Origin of the sequence: Pseudovibrio flavus, assembly GCF_009711345.1 — a bacterium.
Taxonomy (GTDB): domain Bacteria; phylum Pseudomonadota; class Alphaproteobacteria; order Rhizobiales; family Stappiaceae; genus Pseudovibrio; species Pseudovibrio flavus.
In genome coordinates this window covers 153,081-175,658 of sequence record NZ_SMMA01000063.1, presented here as the reverse complement: position 1 = coordinate 175,658, position 22,578 = coordinate 153,081, and the positions used below count along the sequence as shown (strand labels likewise).

Here is a 22,578-nt window from a genome sequence, read left to right as displayed (position 1 = left end):
GGAGGATATATGGATCAGGTGATCACAAGAGAGGCCACTCGCCAACAGCCCTACAACCCGAAATACGATCCGTTGGTGAGCAAAGGGCCCGGTCACAATCAGGCTTACGCTCCAACTTACTGGATCGGCACCGCAGGCAGAACGCCTGAAGATGACGGGCCGGTCTTGCAGGATATGGACGTAGATGTAGTTGTTATTGGCTCTGGTTATACGGGCCTGAGCTGCGCCCTGCACCTTGCCAAGGAGCATGGCATCAAAGCCCATGTTCTGGAGGCAAATCAGGTGGCTTGGGGGTGTTCTGTGCGCAACGGCGGACAAGCACAGATATCCTCCGGCCGTCTGAAACGCTCCCAGTGGATACGCCGCTGGGGTCTTGATACTGCAAGGGAGATGCATGCCGAAGTGGTTGAGGCTTTTGACCTCTTCAGAAACCTTATCAAGGACCACAATATTGCGTGTGATCCGCAGGATGGTGGCCACTATTACATTGCCCACCGCGCTTGGATGATGCCTTCCTTGGAAAAGGAAACAACGGTGCTGAACGAGCAGTTTGGCTACCGCGCCAAGATGGTAGACAAACACACGTTCCAAACCGAAATTGCTAATGACAGGGAAGCTCACGGCGCAATGTGGGAGCCAGACGGCGTTGGCATCCATGCAGCCAAATTGGCTTTCGGCTTACTTGACGCGGCACGCTCATTAGGCGCTAAGGTTCATACCTCCAGTCCGGTTACGAATTGGAGAACCGAGAACGGAGTGCACTATCTGGAAACGCCGGGTGGCACGGTCAAAGCGCGTAAAGTTTGTGTGGCAACTGCTGCTTACGTTCCAAGAGGGCTGCATAAAAAGACCAAGGACAGGCTTATGCCTATCCTTTCCAACTCTATGGTCACTCGTGAACTGACTGCTGATGAGCTTGCAGAGTGCAACATCAACGTCAAAAGCCCGCTCACGGATACGCGCACCCTGCGCCACTACTACAGGCTTTTGCCCGATAACCGTATGCAAATCGGTTCTCGCAGTTCCATCAGCGGCGCTGATGCTGACAACCCGCAGCACCTGCAACTGCTTCGGGATGGTTTGACCCGCAAATTTCCAGCACTGGCGAATATTGAACTCGACTATTCATGGTGGGGATGGGTTGATGTTAGCCACGATATGATGCCGCGCATCACCCAGCCAGATCCGGCAGAACAGATGTTCTATGCCATGGGCTACGGCGGTAATGGCGTTATGTACGCAGCTCAAGCCGGTAAGCGTATGGCGGAACTCGCCGCAGGCAAGCAGTGCGGCCGCGATCTACCAATCTTCAAGTCAGAGCTACCGCACGAGGGCATTCTCACGCCATTCAGACGCTTGGGCCAGTGGTGGCTCTACCACTGGTACCACTACCGCGACGAGCGTTAGAATTTGAACTATTAGGGGGCGGATACCTGTTTAGGGTCGCCCCCTATTTTCATCGGTTCATGAATTTTGTGGAGGTATCGCGGTACTGCCTCGCACCATCAGATTCACATCAAGCTTGGACCGCATAATGTCCGTCACGTTGCTCTCCGCGATGGAGATCGCCAGATGGTGCATCGCCTGACGGCCAATTCTCGTTGCCGGAATGCGGACAGTCGTCATCGGTGGCTCCAGATCAGCAGAGCCAGAAAAGTCACCGATCCCTACGATAGACAGATCCTCAGGAACGGAAAGCTTCAAGCGCTGAGCTGCAAATAGCGCCGACTTTGCAATAACATCGTTACCGCAAACCAGAGCTGTTGGGCGGTCATCGCCTGACAGAAGCTCCAAACACGCTTGCTTGGCGTGTGCAACCTCATAGAGCGCCTCAACCGTCCAACCTTCTTTTGCTTCCAAACCGGCCTCAGCGAGTGCAATTCTCGCGCCCTTGGCTCTTGCCCGCGCTCTATCGTTTTCCTCGGTCGGCGGCATTGCCAGCGCGATCTTCTTATGGCCCAAATCACTCAGGTGTTTGGCAGCCAGATACCCAGCCTCATGGTTATCTACACCAACACACGAGAGCCGTGATTTATCGTCAAAGTTCCACATGGCAATGGCAGGGATTTTCTGCTGTTCAACAAGAACATAGGTCGCATCCAAGTGGTCAAGACCAATAAGCGCAATCCCATCAACCCGATGTTCCAGCAGCTTTCTTAAAACGACCTCTTCCTTCTTCAAGTCAAAGCCATGAGTTGCAATGAGAATTGTAAAGCCGGTCTCTTCCGCGACCTCTGAAAACGCTTGGATTAGTTCCGAGAAAATGACGTTAGCAACAACAGGAACAACAAGCCCGATTGTACCACTGCGCTTGCCGTGAATGGTCTGCGCAGCGCGGTTGCGAATATACCCAAGGCCGCGCACTGCGTCCTCTATTCGGTTTCTTGTTTCCGGCTTCACAAGATCAGGATGATTGAACGCCCTAGATACGGTTGCGGGTGAAACCCCAGCCTTGTTGGCGACTGCGAAGATGTCAATTTTTTCGGATTTTGAATTCCGTCTATTCATGAATAAGCGAGCCAATGAAAATTTTTATGAAAACGTTTGCAATACTATTTTCATACCATATCCTTTCACCTAAGGGAAGAGGAGGTCTCCCTGAACACCTTTTAAGTGCATCCATCTGCACGGCAAGAATTTAAGTATATTTAGTTGAAAGGACGGCCAACATGACCAAGATGACGACGGAGGAAGCGTTCATCAAAGTTCTTCAGATGCATGGTATTGAACATGCATTTGGCATTATCGGCTCAGCAATGATGCCTATCTCTGATCTTTTCCCAGAGGCCGGAATTACTTTCTGGGACTGTGCGCATGAGTGTAACGCAGGCATGATTGCTGACGGTTACACACGCTCCACCGGCAAAATGTCTATGGTCGTTGCCCAGAACGGACCGGGTATCACCAGCCTCGTTACACCAATCAAAACTGCTTACTGGAACCATACGCCGCTGCTTCTGGTAACGCCGCAAGCCGCCAACAAGACCATGGGTCAAGGCGGTTTTCAGGAAGTTGAACAGATGGCCCTGTTTGAAGACATGGTGGCCTATCAGGAAGAAGTGCGCGATGCATCCCGCGTTCCTGAAGTGCTCAACCGTGTGATCCTTCAGGCAAAGCGCGCCTCTGCTCCGGCGCAGATCAACATTCCTCGTGATTTCTGGACTCAGGTCATTGATGTAGACCTGCCTGCAATTGTTGAATTTGAGCGCCCATCTGGCGGCGAAGAAGCGATTGCGCGTGCAGCTGAACTTCTTTCAAACGCCAAGTTCCCTGTTATTTTGAACGGCGCTGGTGTTGTAATCGGCGGCGCAATTGAAGCGTCCAAGGCTCTGGCAGAACGCCTTGATGCACCCGTCTGCTGCGGCTACCAGCACAATGACGCCTTCCCGGGTTCTCACCCTCTGCATGCTGGCCCATTGGGTTACAACGGCTCAAAAGCTGCAATGGAACTCATTGCAAAAGCTGATGTGGTTCTTGCTCTTGGCACCCGTCTCAACCCGTTCTCTACCCTGCCCGGTTATGGCATTGATTACTGGCCGAAGGACGCCTCCATTATTCAGGTAGACATCAACCCAGACCGTATTGGCCTAACCAAGCCAGTAACGGTTGGCATTGTGGGCGATGCGAAAAAGGTTGCAGAGTCTATTCTGTCCAAGCTTTCTGCTAATGCGGGTGATTTCGACCGCTCAGGCCGCACTGCACTTATCGCCAAAACCAAATCTACGTGGGCTCAGGCCCTAACCTCCATGGATCACGAGGATGATGATCCGGGCACCACATGGAACGAGCGCGCTCGCGGCCGTGAGCCAGAAAAAATGTCACCGCGTATGGCATGGCGTGCGATTACTGCAGTTCTGCCAAAGAACGCGATCATCAGCTCTGACATTGGCAACAACTGCGCCATTGGCAATGCCTATCCAAGCTTTGAAAAGGGACGCAAATACCTTGCTCCGGGCCTCTTCGGCCCTTGCGGTTACGGTCTTCCTGCTATCTGCGGTGCAAAGATCGGCTGCCCTGACACTCCGGTAGTCGGTTTTGCTGGTGACGGTGCGTTCGGCATTTCCATGAACGAGATGGTATCTGTTGGCCGCGAGGATTGGCCGGCGATCACAATGGTGATCTTCCGCAACTACCAGTGGGGCGCAGAAAAGCGCAACACAACCCTTTGGTTTAACGACAATTTCGTTGGCACTGAGCTGAACGAGAAGGTTTCTTATGCCGACATCGCGAAGGCGTGCGGCGTGGAAGGCGTTGCCGTTTACTCCATGGATGAGTTGACCGACGCTCTCGCGAAAGCCGTTGAGGAACAGACACACTACGGCAAGACGACCTTCATTGAGGTCATGCTCAATCAGGAACTTGGCGAACCGTTCCGCCGCGATGCGATGAAGAAGCCGGTCAGCGTTGCAGGTATCAGCATTGATGATATGCGCCGCAAGCCATCCGAGGCAGAGCTCTAGTTATAGCATCCAAACTTAAACAGAAAGGCCGGAGCTAAAACTCCGGCCTTTTCATTGTTCCAGCCTATCGGCCAAGAAGCGTTTTCAAAACGAAGCGTTTTAGGGCGGTGGTATATGGCGGATAGATAAACTTGGTAGAGTTGAAACCACCTTTACTGAGAACAGACTTGGCCTTGGAAAGCGTCTTGAACCCTTCCGGACCGTGATAGTGCCCCATACCGGATGGTCCTATCCCGCCAAACGGCAGGTCATCAATCGCCACATGCATCACACAGTCGTTGATGGAAACGCCGCCAGAGTGGGTCTGATGCAGAACATGCTCCTGCTTTGCCTTATCATTGCTGAAGTAATAAAGGGCCAACGGGCGTGCCCGCGCTCTCACGAATTCTAGCGCATCTTCGAGTTCGTCGTAGGCAATGACCGGCAGCAACGGGCCAAAGATTTCCTCCTGCATCACTGCCATATCGTCAGTTACTTCAGTCAAAACATGAGGCGCCAGTTTTCGGCCAGCCTCCACGTTAGCATCTGGGACTGAGTGAGCTTGCGCGCCCTGCTCACCAGCAGACTTCAAAAGCCCGTTGAGACGCGCAAAATGCCGATCATTGATGATAGAGGAGTAGTCTTTGTTCTCCTGCCAACGCGGATACATCCGTTCAAAAGCTGCAAGGTAAGCTGAAACAAATGCGTCGCGTTTTTCACGCGGTACCAACACATAATCCGGCGCTATACAAGTCTGGCCCGCGTTCAAGGACTTACCAAAACAGATACGATCAGCGGCTTCCTCAAGCGGGAAGTCCCTATCAATGATGGTTGGCGACTTACCGCCTAGCTCTAATGTCACTGGTGTCAGGTTATCAGCCGCTGCCCGCATAACATGACGGCCAACTGCAGTGGAACCTGTGAACACCAGATGGTCCCACGGCTGGGAAGAGAACTCGGTAGCGACCTGAGCGTCCCCCTCAACCACGCAAACAAGGTCTTTCGGAAACGCTTTACCAAGCACCTCAGCAAGCAAGCGCGAGGTGGCAGGCGTGAACTCTGACATCTTAACCGCCGCGCGATTACCCGCGGCTAAAGCTGTCATCAGCGGCCCAATGCTCAACATCAGTGGGTAGTTGAACGGAACAAGAATACCGACGGTACCAAGAGGCTGGTATATCACACGCGCTTTAGCTGGCTGCATCATCATGGATACGTGCCGCTTGCTAGGTTTCATCCAGCGCTTCAAATGCTTCAGCTGATACTTGATGCCTTCCAAAATCGGATAGAACTCGGCTATCTCGGTTTCTGTATAGGCGCGACCATTGAAGTCCTCATCGAGCGCCTTTTTAAAAGCCTCGCGGTTCTCTGTGAGGGCGTTTTTGAGGGTAAGCAGCCGTTCGCGGCGCTCTTCAAACGAGGGGTATTGATCGCGAAGGAACGCTTCTCTTTGAAGCTTAAGAATGTCAGCAACAGAAGGTGCAGCCTGTACTGCCTCTTCCGCCACCAGTGTATCTGACTGAATATTCACGCGTGCGTCCTCCTCCCGCTAAGGCTTGCACCCTATTACATGGAGCAGGTTGCACGCGCGTCAACTAGAACACAAGTCTGAGATTAGGCTCAGACTCGCATTTCCTCGGCGCAAGAGCCGTATTTACGCAACCTTGGAAGGCTGGAACAGCACTTCCGGTTCCAGCATTTTAAAGCCGGTCGGAACAATCTTCAGCTCGCGCTGACCAGATTTCAACGTGGACTGCAGAACCTCGTAGATTGCAGAGATCGTGCGGCTCAGAGCCTCAGGAGCGCTATAACCTTTGAGGATATGGCCGAGGAAGAGCGAAGACAGCATATCGCCAGCACCATTTGGAGCGATCTCCAGCGGCACGATAGGCGTAGTGACAGTCCAAGCGCCCTCATCGCTCACAACAAGGATTGTAATGGTGTCCGGTGCAGTCTCTTCAACGACCAGAGAGCTGACGACTACAATTTTTGGACCCATTTTACGCAGCAGTTCAGCAGCTTCCAGCGCATCCGCCATCGTTTTCACGGTACGGCCAGAGGCAAGTTCAAGCTCGAACATATTTGGCGTAATGATGTCTGCAGCCGGAATGGCTTTTTTGACGAACAGTTCAGGAATACCTTCCTGAACGAAGATACCGCGTCCCACGTCACCCATAACAGGATCACAGCAGTAAAGAGCCTTCGGATTTTCCGCACGAACACGGGCGACAGTATCCACCACCGCATTAACGATAGGCGCACTGCCCATGTAGCCGGAAAGAACCGCTTCACAGCCACCCAATGCCCCGCGAGCATGCATGCCATCAACCAGTTCACTGATGAAGTCACCATCAAACACGCGACCTGTCCAAGTGCCATAACCGGTGTGGTTAGAGAACTGGACCGTATGGATCGGCCACGTTTCATGACCCATCAGTTGCAGCGGGAAAACAGCAGCCGAGTTACCAACATGACCAAAGGCAACATGTGATTGAATTGAAAGAATACTCATGGGCAGAAATTCCGGTATTCGTGCGCTAACAGCGATTATGTAAGTTTGGTTCGACCCTAAAGTTAGTTAGGGCTTGAGGCAACTTTCCTTTAATGGAACACCCTAAGAAATCACTGGTATTTTGCGGGAGATTTGCAGGGTAAGCACGCCGTGGGAATTTGAGTTTTCCTTTACAATTAAAAACGGCGATTCTGTGCAAGTAAACCCACCTACCAAAGAGCCAAAGGTCCATCTGATTAGTGTTTGCGAGCGGGGCAATCTGGATACATGGAAGGTAGGGTCCCGCTACATTCTCAAGAACGTAAAGGCCGATACCTACCGCGTAATTGTACCTGAGAAGCAGCTACAGCTTTTTCAAGAAAACACGCCGACTTCGTTTTCAGTCGAAAATGAAAATCTCTACACGCTAGAGTTTGGAGCAAAGCTAAAAAAGGCGACTGAGCGAGATAATCCGCAGCGTTATGGCTGGTATCTTCAGCAGCTTATAAAGCTAACCGCAGCAGCCCAGTTTGATGTTGATGATCTCGTTATCATCTGGGATGCAGATACCATTCCTCTACGGCCGATCAACTTCGTCAGCAACAGCGGCAAACTCAGTTACTACCGCAGTAAAGAACACCACAAACCTTACTTCTCAATGATAGAAAGGTTGCTGGGCTACCCTCGCCAGACAAAAGCATCCTTCATTGCTCAGTGCTTCCCGCTGAGGGTTTCTTGGCTTCACCACTTTATCGCCGAGGTGGAGGCGAAGCACGAGAAGCCTTGGCAACAAGCGATTATAGATCTGATCGACTTCACCGAGCCATCCGGCTTTAGCGAATACGAAACACTGGGTGCATTCATCGCTCATAACTTCAATAGTGAGATAACGTTCATCCGCCGCAAATGGTTGAGGTTTGGGCAGGAGCTGGTCAATAGCGCGAGCGATCTTGAAAGACCGGCCTCACGTTTATTGTTGGGCGGGTACGATCACGTAACCTTTGAAAGGTGGGTCGCGCCACCTTCGAGCTCCTCACCACTTCATAGTATCTACGCGCGGAGAAGAAGCATAGCGCGGAGCTTACTGCTCTACCTCACTCCACCCCACTTCGGTTGGCCTCACGTTCCCGTAGCTCACCGCTTTTCGGAGCATTTAGAGGACAGCTCATTGGAAAACCCTGCGACAGTTGAGAGCCCTTAGTAACTGGCCGCAAATAGGTCCACGTAAGTTGGCACTCACTAGTTTGTAGACCATATTCGGCACCCGGCGCTCCGAAATGTCTCGTCTAGGCACCACTGCATCAAAGAGAAAACGTCGCTGAGAAAACAAAAAGCCCCGCCGACGTATCACGCCAGCGGGGCCCCCATAAGATCTTTGCATGAAGTCCGTTAGCCTGCTTTGGCAACAGCTGTCAGGAATTCATCAACCTCGCGGTTCAATGCCTCTGTCTTCTCAGAGACCTGTGTGGAGACGCCCAACACTTCCTCAGAAGCGCGGCTGGTCTCGTTCACATCAGAAACCACGCGGTCCATGTTCTCATTAACATGAGACGCACCCGCTGCAGCTTCCTGCACATTGCGGCTAATTTCGGAAGTTGCAGAGCCCTGCTGCTCAACAGCTGTCGCGATGGCGGAAGTGTACTTGGTCACTTCGTCCATGGTGCGGGCAATGCCTTCGATGGAAATAACCGCTTCGGATGTAGAGTTCTGAATCTCGCTGATCTGCGAACTAATTTCCTCGGTCGCCTTAGAGGTCTGGTTGGCAAGCTCTTTCACTTCGGCTGCCACAACCGCAAAGCCTTTACCTGCATCACCTGCACGGGCCGCTTCAATAGTTGCGTTAAGAGCCAGAAGGTTGGTTTGCTCGGCAATTGCCTGAATGAGACCAACAACCTCACCAATTTTGGATGTTGCCTCGGCGAGCTCCGTAATGCGCTGGTTGGAAAGGTGTGCACCATCGGTTGCCTTGTCGACAACAGCAGTTGTTGCGCTGACCTGACGGGCGATTTCTTCGATGGAAGAGGAAAGCTCTTCGGCTGCCGAAGAAACCATCTGCACGTTTACAGCAGTTTCATTGGATGCCGCGGTAGCCCGCTGAGTGGTATCGCTGGTGCCACGAGCAAGCTCAACCATGTTGTTTGCCGTCTCACCCATGTAGCTCATGCTGGTGCTGACAGAGCCAAGCATATCGCGGGAAGTTTCACGGAACTGGCTGATAAGTTCCTCAATCTGCTTTTGCTTGGCAGCTTCCTTATCGGACTTTTCTGCCTGCTCCTGACGAAGACGAGCGCGCTCGATAGCGTTGTCGCGGAACACCTGAACTGTGCGGCTCATTTCGCCGATTTCATCTTTACGGCGAGTACCGTCAATCTCTACGTCCGTATCACCGGAAGCCAAGCGCTTCATGATGTTTGTGAGGCGGTTGGTAGGACGGGTAATGCCGAGAGACAGCAGCGTTGCAATAAGAGCGGTGAGAACCAAGCAGACCACCAAAGCGCTGCCGATCATCTTCATCGCGTTGCTGCCAACAGCGTTCGCGGTTTCAGCTTCTGTGGTTGCAATGTCGCTGATGTCTTTTTGAACCACTGCGGACTGTGCAGTCAGGTTCTGCAGCTGCTCTGCAAGGTCACCACGGCTGGAAACGAGTGAATCGAAGCTCTGCTGGATTGCACCAACCAGTGCGCCAATTTCCTTGGCTTCCTTGCTTGCGCCCTTAATGTTCTTCACTTCGCCGTTGAAGCCTTTTGCCATCTTGGCCAGTTCTGTCAGGCGTGTGTTGACGTCCGCAGGCGTTGTGGTTGAGCCAGCGCGGGCGTAGTCGATAATCAGCATGCCGGACTGCAAGGTGTTTTGCAGCAGTTCTTCCATCGCGCCTTCAGCGGACTGGATGACTTTCGCTCGCTGGTTGGCCTCTTCGGTGCCAACGGTTGCCACATCGACAGAACGGTAGGTGATACCCAGAACAATCTTCGCGTTGGCAAGCAGATCATCGATCGATGTGCCTACTTCCTGACGCAGAGAATAGAGTTCCGAGAATTCGGTTGTGTTATTCAGCGCCTGAAGCTTGGTAACCAGCGTGTTGACCTGCTCGCTCAAGCGATCAAGGGTTGCCTTGTCCAGAGATTCCAGACCAACACCAACAAGCGCTTTTACATCGCGGCGGGCTTTAGCAGCTTCAAGAAGAACCACGTGGGCAAGGTCCTCGCTTGAGCGCGTGCTGTACATAAGGAAGTCGTGACGAAGAGTAAGGGCTTTTTGCAGAATATCAGAGACGATACGTCCCGCATCATCTGCCTTCTTTTGTAGCGCAATTGCATCGTCAGCCTGCTGTGCGGCCAGCTTCGCCTCTTTCTCTACAAGCGCCTTGATCGACTGGTTTACAGTGCGAAGCTCTGCAATTGCTTCAAGCACTTTTTCCATCTGCGCTTCTTGGGCCGCAACAGAACTACGCACATACCCGAATGTTGACTGCAGGATGCGAACGTCCTTGATCATCATCTCGGTTGTTTCAAGAGGCTTGCCATGGGCGACCATGCTTTCGCGGAATGCTTGAAGCTGGGAAGCAAGCGTATCAAGCTGCGCTGCCGCCTCGTCCCCTTCTTTCGGGCCAAAGTCACGGGTGTAACTCTCGCGAGCAGCCGATGCGCTCTCCAGAGACTGCATAAGCCGCGTTGTTTCGCTGGTAATCTCAGTCTGCTGCGCCAGCTGGGACAGTGCTAATGCACCGATACCGCCAATTGCCGCCGACAATAACAAAACAACAACAAAGCTAGCGCCAATTTTGACTGATAGCTTTAAGTTCGAAAACACCCTTAAGACACTGCCCATCATCTTCCCCACTCGCCCACACGACGAACCTGTAAAAAATGCCAATGCACTTAGAAGTGGTTGGATGCAGTTAATTTTCGATTAAGTGGATATTTTCAATTCTTCGGACCAAGCCAAACAACTGATGAATTGAGCGATTTATTGTTTCTGCCTCATCGGCAATCCGCGCTTATTACTACGCAGGTTTGACTAGATTTTACTTATTCCGACTCAATCAATACACACCGAAGGTTGTATATGCGTCGAATAATAACGGATTCCCCAAGGCAAAATGCTGGCAGCGCACACCTCATGCGTGCACCGCTCCCATTCGCCTCCAGCAAAGTTAGCTGTGGCCGTCGACAAGAACTTGGCTGACGCTCAAATCATTATCAAGCAATGTAATAGATGCGCGGTATCCGCTTCTAAGGTAGCCAAGCTCACTGGCAAGCCCCAGCGCATGAGCGGGATTTGTGCCCGCCATTTTTAGCGCTGCGGCGAGATCAACCTCAGCGTAGCGAACCATGTTCGCAACGGCTTCATTCATGGCAAGCTGAGCCCCTGCCAAAGTACCTTCTGCATTTGTCAGGCGGCCATCGCGCAAGAAGATCCTGTAGCCATCCAACTCAAACTCGGTCTTCGTACCGGCAAGCGTTTGCATAGCATCACTCACCAGACAAAGGGTGTCTGGCTTGAGCGTCGCCGCCAACTTTAAGTTATCAGGATGAACATGAACGCCATCGGCAATAATGCCGGCGAACGCCTCTTCATGGGCAAGAATGCTACCAACCACACCGGGGTCGCGAGCGCTGATCTGCGACATCGCGTTAAACAGATGCGTCGCCCCTTTGAGGCCATGCTCGAGCGCCTTAGAGCATTCATCACCACTTGCTTGACTGTGCCCTACAAACACAATCACTCCCGCCTTCTCCAATTGCTCCAAAACAGTGGAACTGGTGCATTCCGGAGCAAGGGTCAGGAGGAGTTTACCGGGAAACGTCGCCCGCAAGCGCTCAAGGTCGCTTTCGTCCAGTTCCCGAATAAAACCGGCACTATGAATGCCGGGCCGCTGCTTGGAAAGAAATGGCCCTTCCAGATGAATACCAATGATGCCGGAGGACGTGGCCATTGCCATCGCCTCTTGAACGCCTGCCAGGGCTCCTTCATAGGCCGTCCCGCTGGCGGTTATAAACGTTGGCAACAGGTGGGCAGTGCCCCCTTTTCGCGCGCCTTCCGCAATCTTTAAAAGACCAGATGCCCCACACTTACTATCAAACTGAACATCATTGGCACCGTTTATCTGTATGTCGATGAAACCCGGTGCTGCGATGTCAGCGACCACCGCGCCGTTTTCTCGTGCCTGCTTTTCGTCTGCGCCATCGATTGCCTCAATACGGCCAGCATCAATGGTAATGAGCTGGTTTGACTTTGGCTCGGCGCCACTGCCGTCAAACAGGCGACGAGCAAATACGAAACGTGGTTGGTTAGTCTCAGGCATAAAGACGATCTTCCCCGGCAGGGTGAACCTGCTCGTAGTAGTGTTTAAGCTTCAACTTGCTTGCGGCAGCTTCGTCAAGAATTACGGTTACCCGTTGGTGGAACTGCAAGGCGGAGGCCGGACAGATAGCGCTCAGCGGACCTTCGATCATGTGCGCGGCAGCATCAGCTTTGCTCTCGCCGGTAGCCAGCAATACACAATGGCGAGCACTCAAAATGCTCTCAATGCCCATGGTGATGGCAAAGTGAGGCATCTCTTCATCGCTGTCGAAGTACTGGCGGTTCGCTTGCAGTGTAGATGTGGTCAGCGTCTTCACACGGGTTCTAGAACGAAGGCTGGAAGTTGGCTCGTTGAAACCGATGTGCCCGTTCTTACCAATACCCAGAAGCTGAAGATCAATGCCGCCGGATGTTTCAATCAACGCCTCATAGGCATCAGCGGCAGCAACAGGATCAGCAGCGTCCCCTTTTGGCAGGTGCGTATTTTGCGTTTGAATATCGATGTGCTTGAAGAGCGCTTCTTTCATGTAGGTGTGGTAGGAGCTTGGATGGCTTGGCGCCAAACCCACATACTCATCAAGATTGAAGCTCTGAACAGAGGCAAACGAAACGCCGCCCTTCTGGTATTCGGCAACGATATTTTCGTAGACCCGTTCCATGGTTCCGCCGGTAGCCAAACCAAGAATGCAATCTGGCTTGGCCCGCACCATTTCCATAATCAGGCTGGAAGCCTTTTGTTCTGCTTGTTGTGCGCTCTTAAAAATCAGTGTTTTCATTCTTGCTTTCCTGCTGTGATCGAGCAGAGCGAACCTGCAATTATTGGCTACAACTGTGGCATCACAGAAGTGCTGGCGCAGAACCGCTCCCATTTTTTATTTTCCGGCAGTGACCAGCCTGCCTCAGCAACCGCATAAAGTCTTGGGAAGACGACGTAATTGAACATTGACTGGGTGGAGATATGCTCACACCAAATTCCGGCCTGAACACCCTTGAGTTTGTCTTTGAGGGCTTCAGGTAAGGCGCTATCTGCCTCGTATTTATAGCAGGCTTCAGGTGTGCTCACACCCGCCCAGCTTGCGCCCGGTTCATTCCAACCGCTCGCTTGAACCATATCCATGTAATAGGCTTGGCCGGGGGTTGCGATAACGTCATAACCCGCTTCAGCCAACTGAGCGATAACCTCTGGCTTTTGCCAAGCAAACAGGAGAGTTCCTTCGTTGTTCACTCCACCCCCATGAGCGACTTCGTCCCAACCAGCTAAATCTTTATCAAGCTTTGCCAGTATGTCTTTGACTCTGCGCATAAAATACGCCTGCAGTCGCATAGTGCCGTTAAGTCCCTGCTGGCTCATCATCTCCTTGGCTAGTGGAGATTGCTGCCAAGACTGTACGTTCACCTCATCACCGCCAACATGGACAAAGCGGGATGGGAACAGCTCTGCCACCTCCTCAAAAACCTTTTCAAGGAAAGCGTAGGTTTCTTCCATCGCGGGGTTAAGCGCGTTGTTCGGATAACCTTGAACAGACTGGTAGCTGTTTTCCGGCTCATCCGGGTCCTTAAGGTGTGGTAGCGCCTTTAAGACCGCAGTCGCGTGGCCGGGCACGTCGATCTCTGGAACCACGTCGATATTGAGAGAGGCGGCATGTGCAACAACCTCGCGCACTTCCTCTTGTGTGTAGTGGCCGCAATACTCGACTGCGCCATAACCAAGCTGAGGAATAAGCGGCCCTTCAGGGCGGCGTACCGAGCCAATCTCCGTGAGTTCCGGATAGGCTTTGATCTCCAGACGCCACGCTTCATCGTCGGTCAGGTGCCACTGCAAAACATTCATGCGGGACCAAGCAAGAATGTCGATAAAGCGCAGTACTTGGCTCTTGGTCCAGAAGTGGCGGGATACATCAAGGTGGGACCCACGCCACTCATAGCGCGGTGCGTCTTGAATATAACCGCTTACAGGGAACTTATATGTCCGCGGTTCCCGCGCGCAGCCCATCAACATTTGCGCAAGTACAGTCAAGCCGTAGTCGCGTCCTGCCTGATCGCTAAATGACAGGCTTACTTTTCCATCAGCAAAGTCCAGCCGGTAGCCTTCACGCCCGTGACCGGCTTCCTTTACAAACACCACTTGAGATGGCGTAGAAGCTGGCAAAAGCACAAAAGGCATCCGCTCTTGAGGAAACAGCCGGTGAGCAAGTTTGGAAACTTTCGCCATAGAGGCGATATCTTCCGCACTTGTGTTCGCCGCTGGAGAAAGAGTGATGGGACTATCGCCCTGCTCCGTGATTGCGACGGTCTTTGGCCACGGGAGGATGGCGTTCGGAACGGTCAACTCTCCGGTAGGAAGAACCCGACGCTCTTGGCTGTCTTCGCCTCCAACCAGATTGAGATCACCAACGCTCACCGGCTGAATCTCTCCATTGGCAAGTTTTAGGAAGGCCGACTTAGGGCCATCTTGGAAATGTCGTGGCGGCTCTTTCAAGCCTTCCAGTTCAAGCTCTACGCTTCCCAAAGCAGGCAGAACAGATGAGGCGGCCAGTTGGATTTCGTGAAATCCACCAAAGCGCTCAACAAGTTCGCCGCCTTTCACGTTTACATCGGCTCTAGCATAGGCAACGCAGGTGTAACACAGCGAAAAACCTTCCAGCGCCTCTTCTCCCAGATTGCGAAGAATCAACTGAAAGCGCCCAATGCGTTCGTCACCTGATGGATTAAAGTAAGTGTCGAGATGAACGCAAGCGCTGGAGACTGTTTCCGCTGGAGACATGCTGAAACTATCCTGAACTGAGAAGTCTGAAAGGAGCCCACCGCGCTTACACGCGGCAGGCAGGAGGGAGGACGTAAAGTCTTTTAAGCTGGCTCGACCTGAAGCATCGCTGGGTCGACATCTTCAAGCTTTACGAGGCGCTCTAGGGCCGCGCCAGTGCTGTCAAAGAGGTGACAGTCAGAAGCGTTGAAACCAACCGGAGCGGCTTCACCAACCACAACAGGTGCTGCACCATCAAGCAAAGAACAGAAACTTGTGTTAGCGCCCTCTACCGTGGCGTGGGAAACCGTATGGATACCGAGGCGTTCAACAACGTTGGCAACTACTGAAATGTGCGCGTCGGCCTGACCAAGTTTGATGTGCTCTGGACGGATGCCCAGTGTCATCTTCTGGCCTTCAAGGTTCGCTTGGCCCTTCACAGGTACTTCGACCTCGCCGCCATCTGGCAGGGTGACGGTAACGCTGTTTTCAGCAGAAGCTTTGCAGGTTACCTCAACGAAGTTCATCTTCGGGTTGCCGATGAAGCCTGCAACAAAGAGGTTCTGCGGCTTGTGGTATAGCTCAAGCGGTGAGCCCACCTGAGAGATCACCCCGCCATCCAGAACAACAATGCGGTCTGCCATTGTCATCGCTTCGATCTGGTCGTGGGTCACATAAATCATGGTTGCGCCAAGGCTGCCGTGGAGCTTGGAAAGCTCGACACGCATGTCTGAACGCAGGGCCGCATCAAGGTTGGAGAGCGGCTCGTCAAAAAGGAAAACAGAAGGCTCGCGGACAATGGCGCGGCCAATAGCAACACGCTGGCGCTGACCACCGGAGAGCTGGCCTGGCTTGTGCTTGAGGCGCTCATCCAGCTGCAAAATGCGGGAAGCTTTGCGAACACGCTCTTCCACCTCGGCTTCGCTCATCTTGGCGACGCGCAACGGGAATGCGATGTTCTCGTAAACACTCATATGAGGGTAAAGGGCGTAGGACTGAAACACCATGGAGATGCCACGCTTCACTGGCGGTAGGTTGTTCACTACCTTGCCGTCGATGAAGACCGTGCCGTCCGAGACTTCCTCCAGACCTGCAATCATGCGCAGCAGTGTGGATTTACCACAGCCGGATGGACCAACAAAAACGATGAACTCACCGTCTTTAACATCCAGAGATACACCCTTGATGACCTCGGTAGATCCGAAGCTCTTTTTTACGTCTTGAAGTGCCAGCTGGCCCATGATCTTTCCTTCCCCCAAAAAAGGGGCCGGACACCGCAACGCAGCGCCCGGCATTCCTCTATTACTTGTATTCTTCCAGGCGCTCAGCAGCTTCTTCTACTGCTTCTTCCGCGCTAACTTCACCAAGAACAACGCCCTGAATTGCTTCAACAACAACGTCCTGCAGGCCGATGTAATCAGTTACGAACGGCTCTGGACCACCAGATGGGATCGCGTTGATGAAGGTGCCCCAAGTTGGGTCGTTTTCGATGATGCCAGCAACTTCAGGCATGTCGCGCAGTGGAGTGAAGCCTTCCTTCACTTCAAACGCCATCTGGTTCTCAGGGTTAGTCAGCCACTTGCCGAGGCTAAGTGCCTGCTCTTCAACGCCAGAGCCTTTGAACACTGCAAGAGAGTCAGTGATCAGCAAGGTGGAGTTTGCACCCTTAGGACCAGCAGGAACCGGAGCAAGACCGAAGTTGGTGTCACCGATCAGACCACGCCCCCAAGGACCGTTGATGAACATCGCGATTTTGCCTTCTGCGAACAGAGGGTTCAGTTTCGCGCGGTCATAAGCAACAGGACCTGGCTGGGAAACTTCCGCAAGCTTGCCGTAGAATTCCATAGTCTCAACGTTGTTCGGGCTGTTGAATACGATCTCACCGTCAGCGTTGATCAGCTCACCGCCGTTCGCGTACATGTAGTTCAGGAACTGGTGCATGGTGTTATCGAAGGAAGCTGCTGCAAGGCCGTAGCCGTCTGCATCTGTCTTCTCTTTGATCACAGTTGCGAACTCAAGCAGTTCGTCCCAGTTCTTTGGTGGCGTTTCTGGGTCAAGACCAGCTGCTGCGAACAGGTCTTTGTTCCAGTAAAGCGCCTTGGTGGAGAATGCGCGTGGCAGGCCCCACTGCTGACCACCTGCGGTGATGGTGCCGAGAATTGGCGCTGCGTAGGTAGCCTTCTCTTCTTCGGTCATGTCTACCGAGATGATCAGGTCGTTCTGAGCAAGCTGCTTCAGAGTACGAGAGCCGATGTAAGCAATTGCTGGCGGTTTACCTGCAGAAGCGAGTGTGGTGGATTTTTCCTGACACTGACCCCATGGCACGAACTCAACGTCAACGTTGAAACCGGCGTTCGCAGCTTCCCACTCCTCAATGTGAGCTGCCTGAACAGGAATACCCGCTCCGTTGTTGTCACCGCAGACAATCATGTGAATGCGTTTGTCTTCAGCTGCTGCTGATCCAATAACTGTGGCTGCAAAAACGCCGCCCAAAAGTACTGATTTAATATTCATTCCAACCTCCGAAAAAGAATAGTTTTCTTTTTGGTCTCACTCCTTCACTGCACCTGCCGTCAAACCGGCAACAATGTAGCGTTGGAGGAAGATGTAAATGACCAGCACAGGAACAATGCCGACCAGACTCGCGGCCATCAGTTCGTTCCAAACAACTTCCTGACGACCGAAAAACTGGAACAAACCAACTGGGAGGGGGTTGAGTTCATTCTTGGAGTTAAAGGTGAGCGCATAGATAAACTGCTGCGCATAGGCGACGATGAAGGTCGCGATTGCCACCACGATAATTCCCGGCATAGCAACTGGAATAATAACGCGGCGCAGAGTGTACATACGGCTGGCACCATCTGCCCAAGCAGCTTCTTCCAGCTCCTTAGGGATCTTGAGAAGGTACGAGCGTAGCAACCAGATTCCTGTCGGGATGACGAACGCCGTACCCGGAGCAATCATGGCGAAGTAGGTGTTCAAGAGGCCAAGCTGATGCATAACCTTGAACAGCGGAATAATAAGAACAGCGCCAGACACCATGTTCACTGCAAGAAAAGCAGCCAGCAATGTGTTGCTGCCTTTGAACTTGAAGCGGGCAAAGGCATAGGCCGCTGGAATAATGGCAAGCAGTGCAAACACCGTTACAGAACTTGCGATAAGGAACGAGTTGAAGATGTAAAGACCAAGCAGCGGGACGTTCTCCCACATGGTGACATAGGCCCTAAAACTCATCTCCTCGGTGATGAAGCGGTAAGGGATCGAGAACAGCGCATCCAGAGGACGCATGGACACCACAAACGCTTCTACAAACGGCGCCAGAATAAACGTGAGGAAGACAGCGATACCAGCATAGATGGCGACAACTTCCCACCAACGGTACTTATCAATCATTATGCTTCTCCACGTTTAGCAAGGCGGGACAGAAGGAAGAAGTAGAAGCCTGTGAACGCACTCAGGAAGCACACAATCATCACAGCACGCGCTGCACCTTCACCATACTTGAAGCGACTGATGGCCGTTTTGTAGGTGTCGATAATCATCGTCGTCGTAGAGCCACGCGGACCGCCCTCGGTCAAAATCCAGATGATATCGAAGGAGTTAAACGTCCAGATCGCGGAAAGCAGAGCCATTGTTGCCATTGCAGGCATGATAAGCGGCAGCGTGATACGGCGGAAGCGATAGAAGCGCCCTGCACCATCAACCCATGCAGCCTCCTGCATTTCCTTGGAGATGCCCTGCATTGCAGCCAGCAGATAGACGGTGACCATAGGCGTGCCGATCCAGACATCGGTAATGATGGTCGCCATAAACGCGGTATCACGGTAAGCAAGGAATTCCAGCGGAGTACCGATCATATGCATGCGCTGCATAAGGCCGGAAATCATGCCGAACTGGCCGTTATACATCCAGCCCCAGATGAACACGCCAACAGCAATCGGCACAATCCATGGCGGCATAACGAGCACGCGGAAGAGCGCCCGACCGGGAACAGCAGCGTTCAAAAGAACAGCGCCAAGCAGACCAACGAGCATTTTGAAGCTGACCGAAAGGGCCATCCAGTAAAAGGTCCGCCCGATCACTTCAGGAAAGCGGCGAGAGAACATTTTTTCATAGTTGGCAAGGCCAACGAAGTTCTCTTCCGGCTTCAACGAAGCGTCAGTAAAGGAAAGACGAACGGTCTCGACAAGAGGCCACGCCACGATCACCATGGTGATCAGCAAAGCCGGAACGAGCAGAAAATAGGGAAATAAATCAATCCGCTTACGCGTTGCGATGTCATAGGATCGATCAAGGGCTACGGTCATTGCGTTATCACCTTAGTTCGAAAGATAGGCATCGAAGCGGTCCCATGTCTGGGTCATATCTATTACTGCTCCGCTGTTTCTTGCTTGATCTAGTTTGAGGGCTGTCAGGCCAGCTTCCAGCGCTTCAACGACTGAAACCGGAAGCGGCTCGCCGCGCTCCAAATGCGCGACCAAATCTCGTGCCATCGCCTGATCTGCGCCGTAGTGGCCAGCTTGCTCACCATCCAGCGTTTCCTTCTCGCTCACGACACTGCCGGAAAACGCGTCATGAACTTTGAAGAACCCGCGGATAAAGTCGCCTTCGGCCATGCCCTTGGTTCCGATCACCGCAAAGCGACGGAATTCATCAGGGACAAACATGTTGGTATGGAAACAAAGCTGCGAGCCATTGCTGTACTCGATCAACGCCGTCTGGTGATCGATCAAGTCGCCATCGCTATTGTATTCCGAGGCCCCGCCATTCCAGCGCGGCGAAAACGGGTCAATTGAGCGAGCGGTATCCGGCTGCGGGAAACCTTTAAAGTCTGCGGGCCTGTTTTCAGGCCGGAAAATGCGGCGCCCGCCAAAGCTGGCGATCTTTGCAGGACGTGCGCCAACAAGACCCTGATAGAGGTCTAGATCATGGCAGCACTTCTCAAGCATAAAGCCGCCGGAAAGACTCGTGAAGCGGCGCCAGTCGCGCATAAAGAACGAACCGTGATAAGGCCCGATATGCTCGCTGGCTTCAATGGAGACAACTTCACCAAGCTGACCATTTGCCTGCGCTTCACGAAGCGCCACGTAGAGCGGAGAGTAGCGCAACACCAACCCCACCATGACGCGTTCATGTCCGTTGTGCTTCTGCATAAGATCAAGCAGCTGGAAAGTTTCTTCCTCGCTGATAACCACTGGCTTTTCGCAGAAGATCTTTGGCGTATCAGACTCCCGAGCCGCCTTTAGGTGCTCCAGATGCAGAAAATTCGGAGATCCAATCAGCAGTACATCCGGCTTTTCTTCAGCCAGCATAATCGCCAGATCATCATAGGATGTGAGCGGCGCGCCGTTGATCTCTTCCACTAGATGAATAGCTGCGGGCGCAGGGTCTACATAAGCTGCAAAAGTGAAGTCAGGCTTTGCCTGTTTCAACTCTTTAGAAACAGCTGCAATTCGAGCACCTACGCCAACGATACAGACCTTCATGCTGCGAGCCTCCCCGTTGCTTGTGCTTGCTGGCCAGCAATACCAGCGCCAACTAGGCCGCCGTTGCGAGCAAACATGCCCGGAACCACCACTGGCTCTGCGTAGTGCGCGAGGGTCATTTCCCGAACGCGCTTGTCAATTTTCGTAAGCAGAGCAGGTTCGCTTGCAAGACCGCCACTAACCGGCACGACATCGGCACCAAGCGCGTTCAACATCACGGTAAGAGCGCGGGCTAGATGCTCGCAAAAAATCTCGATCGTTACACCGCAGTCTTCATCGCCAGCGTGCCAGCCTTCGGTAATCTGGATGCTGCTCTTATGAGTGCCGTGCAGCCCGACGTGGAGCTTTTCCATTCCACGCGCCGAACAGATCGCATCAATGCAGCCCACATGACCACAACCGCAGGAAATAGCTGGAAAATCTTCAATAAGCCCGCCACAGGTAGGATCGACAATCGGACCATGGCCCCACTCGCCAGCGACGCCGCCATGCCCCTTGAGAAGTTGCCCGTTTACAACCAGCCCGCCGCCGACACCGGTGCCCAAAATGACGCCGAAGACAACTTCTTTACCAACACCTACACCACAGTGAGCCTCAGCTAAGGCAAAGCAATCAGCGTCGTTAGTAAGAAGAACCGGCAGACCAAGCTCGGCGGAAAGTTCATCCTGCACCTTGCGGCCATCAAGACACGGAACATTTGCAACAGTTGCAATGCCGGTATCACGGTCAAAAAAGCCAGCAATAGAAAGAGAAACGGCAGAAGCACTGCTGAGAGAAGCGCCTTCTTTGATTACATCAACAAAGGATGCCCATGAATGCGCGGGTGTAGGGCGGGCATGACCTTCCATCATAGTGCCGACCTTATCGCGCCAGCCGGAACGCATGAATGAACCACCGATGTCGTAACAAAGAATCATTACCGCCTGGCTCCCCCCTGCTCTAGGCCGCAAAATCTAATACCAATATAGGACCATTTTTTTCTAGGCGTAAATACCTATTTCATAAAAACTTCATTATCAGAAGGTCTCACATCGCTATCTTCTTGGAATTAAACCAAATTTACCTAGAGATTTTTTCGGAGCTTCCCTAGGAGAGCAAACCGCAGCTTCCTTAGGTGCCTCCTATTTTCCGTCGCTGAACATAGGATTCTTCTAGGGCTTTTCGCGTCTAAATGGCGATTCTCGGCAAAAAGTTGAGAGGCTCTCAATTTTCAACCTTTGCAAAGACCGGAAAATTTCGTATTGGTATCACAATTGGTATTAGTCATGAAAATGTGGTGATGTCAGAAAGCCCAGTCATTTCTCTGCTAGAGCCCGGACCTTGGCTTAGCCCGTCCGGTGGGCCGCGCTATATTCAGCTGCGGCGGCGCATTCAGCAGGCGATTGAATCCGGCGCGCTGCAAGAAAATGACCCGCTTCCATCAGAACGCGACATAGCAGCGGTTACCGGCCTAAGCCGCGTTACCGTTAGAAAAGCCGTCGCGGCGTTGGTAGATGACGAACTCGTCTATCAAAAACAAGGCTCTGGCTCCTTTGTAAATCCGCAGACCGACAGATTCGAGCAAAGCCTTTCGCGCCTTTCATCGTTTACCGAAGATATGGCCAGACGCGGAATGCACGTGCAGTCACGCTGGCTGGATTGTGGTGTTTTTGCCCCTTCCACTCAGGAAACATTTGCGCTCGGTTTAGAACCTGACGAACATGTCACGCGTCTAAACCGCCTTCGCTTGGCAAACGGCACGCCGATGGCGATAGAAATGGCCAGCACGTCAGCAAAGATCCTTCCCAACCCACAAAAGGTGGAAGGCTCTCTTTATACCGCACTCAGCGAAGCAGGGCATAAACCTGCAAGAGCGGTACAGCGCATCTCGGCGATTAATCTGGATGAAGAGCAAGCAAAGTTGCTTGGAGTGCCTGTTGGTGCGGCGGGTCTACACATCGAGCGCGTAGCGTATTCCACTTCGGGCAGGGTTGTCGAGCGGACAATCTCGATCTATCGCGGCGATGTCTATGATTTTGTTGCCGAATTGAAGGTGTCGCTCTAAACGCGAAGTGGGCCCCTGCGCGCGCATGGCCCACTCCCTATTTTCTAGGCCCATATCGGCTCTATTTCAGA

General features: G+C 52.8%; 17 protein-coding genes. 4 read left to right on the top strand and 13 right to left on the bottom strand.

Going from position 1 to position 22,578, the window contains the following annotated elements:
- The first annotated feature begins 9 nt into the window (after positions 1–9).
- On the top strand, positions 10–1,407 hold the full coding sequence (locus tag E1162_RS12660) for an NAD(P)/FAD-dependent oxidoreductase (RefSeq protein ID WP_155131453.1): 1,398 nt from the start codon (positions 10–12) through the stop codon (positions 1,405–1,407).
- 57 nt (positions 1,408–1,464) lie between these two features.
- On the opposite strand, the gene E1162_RS12655 is transcribed toward E1162_RS12660, so the two are convergent.
- Positions 1,465–2,508, bottom strand: coding sequence for a LacI family DNA-binding transcriptional regulator (locus E1162_RS12655; RefSeq protein WP_155131450.1), 1,044 nt, complete (start codon positions 2,506–2,508; stop codon positions 1,465–1,467).
- 161 nt (positions 2,509–2,669) lie between these two features.
- On the opposite strand from E1162_RS12655, the gene xsc reads away from it, so the two are divergent.
- On the top strand, positions 2,670–4,460 hold the full coding sequence (xsc, locus tag E1162_RS12650; RefSeq protein ID WP_155131447.1) for a sulfoacetaldehyde acetyltransferase: 1,791 nt from the start codon (positions 2,670–2,672) through the stop codon (positions 4,458–4,460).
- A 64-nt stretch (positions 4,461–4,524) separates the two neighbouring features.
- On the opposite strand, the gene E1162_RS12645 is transcribed toward xsc, so the two are convergent.
- Together E1162_RS12645 and pdxY are read right to left on the bottom strand one after the other, a co-directional pair.
- Positions 4,525–5,970: a coniferyl aldehyde dehydrogenase gene (locus E1162_RS12645; RefSeq protein WP_371311930.1), complete on the bottom strand. Its 1,446-nt coding sequence runs from the start codon at positions 5,968–5,970 to the stop codon at positions 4,525–4,527.
- Between the two features lie 123 nt (positions 5,971–6,093).
- Entirely contained in the window at positions 6,094–6,951 is an 858-nt protein-coding gene (gene pdxY / locus E1162_RS12640) for a pyridoxal kinase PdxY (RefSeq protein ID WP_155131444.1), read from the bottom strand.
- 193 nt (positions 6,952–7,144) lie between these two features.
- Here pdxY and E1162_RS12635 point away from each other — a divergent pair, with 193 nt between their 5' ends.
- Complete coding sequence (locus tag E1162_RS12635) at positions 7,145–8,131, top strand: DUF6492 family protein (RefSeq protein ID WP_155131441.1); 987 nt, start codon at positions 7,145–7,147, stop codon at positions 8,129–8,131.
- Between the two features lie 188 nt (positions 8,132–8,319).
- On the opposite strand, the gene E1162_RS12630 is transcribed toward E1162_RS12635, so the two are convergent.
- The 10 genes from E1162_RS12630 to E1162_RS12585 form a co-directional block, all read right to left on the bottom strand.
- Complete coding sequence (locus E1162_RS12630) at positions 8,320–10,740, bottom strand: methyl-accepting chemotaxis protein (RefSeq protein ID WP_371311929.1); 2,421 nt, start codon at positions 10,738–10,740, stop codon at positions 8,320–8,322.
- A gap of 343 nt (positions 10,741–11,083) precedes the next feature.
- Positions 11,084–12,235: an N-acetylglucosamine-6-phosphate deacetylase gene (gene nagA, locus E1162_RS12625; protein WP_155131435.1), complete on the bottom strand. Its 1,152-nt coding sequence runs from the start codon at positions 12,233–12,235 to the stop codon at positions 11,084–11,086.
- On the bottom strand, positions 12,228–13,010 hold the full coding sequence (gene nagB, locus E1162_RS12620) for a glucosamine-6-phosphate deaminase (RefSeq protein WP_155131432.1): 783 nt from the start codon (positions 13,008–13,010) through the stop codon (positions 12,228–12,230). The genes nagA and nagB overlap by 8 nt, the downstream gene beginning before the upstream one ends.
- A gap of 47 nt (positions 13,011–13,057) precedes the next feature.
- Complete coding sequence (locus E1162_RS12615) at positions 13,058–14,998, bottom strand: beta-N-acetylhexosaminidase (RefSeq protein ID WP_155131429.1); 1,941 nt, start codon at positions 14,996–14,998, stop codon at positions 13,058–13,060.
- Positions 14,999–15,081: 83 nt separating this feature from the next.
- The gene (locus tag E1162_RS12610) at positions 15,082–16,218 is read right to left on the bottom strand and encodes an ABC transporter ATP-binding protein (RefSeq protein ID WP_155131426.1); all 1,137 of its coding nucleotides are present in this window, start codon (positions 16,216–16,218) and stop codon (positions 15,082–15,084) included.
- Positions 16,219–16,279: 61 nt separating this feature from the next.
- Positions 16,280–17,491: an ABC transporter substrate-binding protein gene (locus E1162_RS12605; protein ID WP_155131423.1), complete on the bottom strand. Its 1,212-nt coding sequence runs from the start codon at positions 17,489–17,491 to the stop codon at positions 16,280–16,282.
- Positions 17,492–17,527: 36 nt separating this feature from the next.
- The gene (locus tag E1162_RS12600; protein WP_155131420.1) at positions 17,528–18,370 is read right to left on the bottom strand and encodes a carbohydrate ABC transporter permease; all 843 of its coding nucleotides are present in this window, start codon (positions 18,368–18,370) and stop codon (positions 17,528–17,530) included.
- Positions 18,370–19,254 carry a carbohydrate ABC transporter permease gene (locus tag E1162_RS12595; protein ID WP_371311935.1) on the bottom strand — a complete coding sequence of 295 codons (885 nt, stop codon included), beginning with the start codon at positions 19,252–19,254 and terminating at the stop codon, positions 18,370–18,372. Before E1162_RS12595 ends, E1162_RS12600 begins: the two co-directional genes overlap by 1 nt.
- A gap of 42 nt (positions 19,255–19,296) precedes the next feature.
- Positions 19,297–20,463 (bottom strand): Gfo/Idh/MocA family protein, encoded by a 1,167-nt coding sequence (locus tag E1162_RS12590; RefSeq protein ID WP_155131414.1) that lies wholly within the window; start codon positions 20,461–20,463, stop codon positions 19,297–19,299.
- The gene (locus tag E1162_RS12585) at positions 20,460–21,380 is read right to left on the bottom strand and encodes an ROK family protein (RefSeq protein ID WP_155131411.1); all 921 of its coding nucleotides are present in this window, start codon (positions 21,378–21,380) and stop codon (positions 20,460–20,462) included. Before E1162_RS12585 ends, E1162_RS12590 begins: the two co-directional genes overlap by 4 nt.
- A 362-nt stretch (positions 21,381–21,742) precedes the next feature.
- Here E1162_RS12585 and E1162_RS12580 point away from each other — a divergent pair, with 362 nt between their 5' ends.
- Positions 21,743–22,507: a GntR family transcriptional regulator gene (locus E1162_RS12580; protein ID WP_155131408.1), complete on the top strand. Its 765-nt coding sequence runs from the start codon at positions 21,743–21,745 to the stop codon at positions 22,505–22,507.
- The last annotated feature ends 71 nt before the right edge of the window (positions 22,508–22,578 follow it).

What these genes read in the sequence shown, in the direction of transcription:
- E1162_RS12590 (WP_155131414.1), bottom strand. Translation starts at nt 20,463, where the DNA reads ATGAAGGTCTGTATCGTTGGCGTAGGTGCTCGAATTGCAGCTGTTTCT.
- nagB (WP_155131432.1), bottom strand. Translation starts at nt 13,010, where the DNA reads ATGAAAACACTGATTTTTAAGAGCGCACAACAAGCAGAACAAAAGGCT.
- xsc (WP_155131447.1), top strand. Translation starts at nt 2,670, where the DNA reads ATGACCAAGATGACGACGGAGGAAGCGTTCATCAAAGTTCTTCAGATG.
- E1162_RS12605 (WP_155131423.1), bottom strand. Translation starts at nt 17,491, where the DNA reads ATGAATATTAAATCAGTACTTTTGGGCGGCGTTTTTGCAGCCACAGTT.
- E1162_RS12655 (WP_155131450.1), bottom strand. Translation starts at nt 2,508, where the DNA reads ATGAATAGACGGAATTCAAAATCCGAAAAAATTGACATCTTCGCAGTC.
- nagA (WP_155131435.1), bottom strand. Translation starts at nt 12,235, where the DNA reads ATGCCTGAGACTAACCAACCACGTTTCGTATTTGCTCGTCGCCTGTTT.
- E1162_RS12585 (WP_155131411.1), bottom strand. Translation starts at nt 21,380, where the DNA reads ATGATTCTTTGTTACGACATCGGTGGTTCATTCATGCGTTCCGGCTGG.
- pdxY (WP_155131444.1), bottom strand. Translation starts at nt 6,951, where the DNA reads ATGAGTATTCTTTCAATTCAATCACATGTTGCCTTTGGTCATGTTGGT.
- E1162_RS12610 (WP_155131426.1), bottom strand. Translation starts at nt 16,218, where the DNA reads ATGGGCCAGCTGGCACTTCAAGACGTAAAAAAGAGCTTCGGATCTACC.
- E1162_RS12600 (WP_155131420.1), bottom strand. Translation starts at nt 18,370, where the DNA reads ATGATTGATAAGTACCGTTGGTGGGAAGTTGTCGCCATCTATGCTGGT.
- E1162_RS12580 (WP_155131408.1), top strand. Translation starts at nt 21,743, where the DNA reads ATGTCAGAAAGCCCAGTCATTTCTCTGCTAGAGCCCGGACCTTGGCTT.
- E1162_RS12615 (WP_155131429.1), bottom strand. Translation starts at nt 14,998, where the DNA reads ATGTCTCCAGCGGAAACAGTCTCCAGCGCTTGCGTTCATCTCGACACT.
- E1162_RS12660 (WP_155131453.1), top strand. Translation starts at nt 10, where the DNA reads ATGGATCAGGTGATCACAAGAGAGGCCACTCGCCAACAGCCCTACAAC.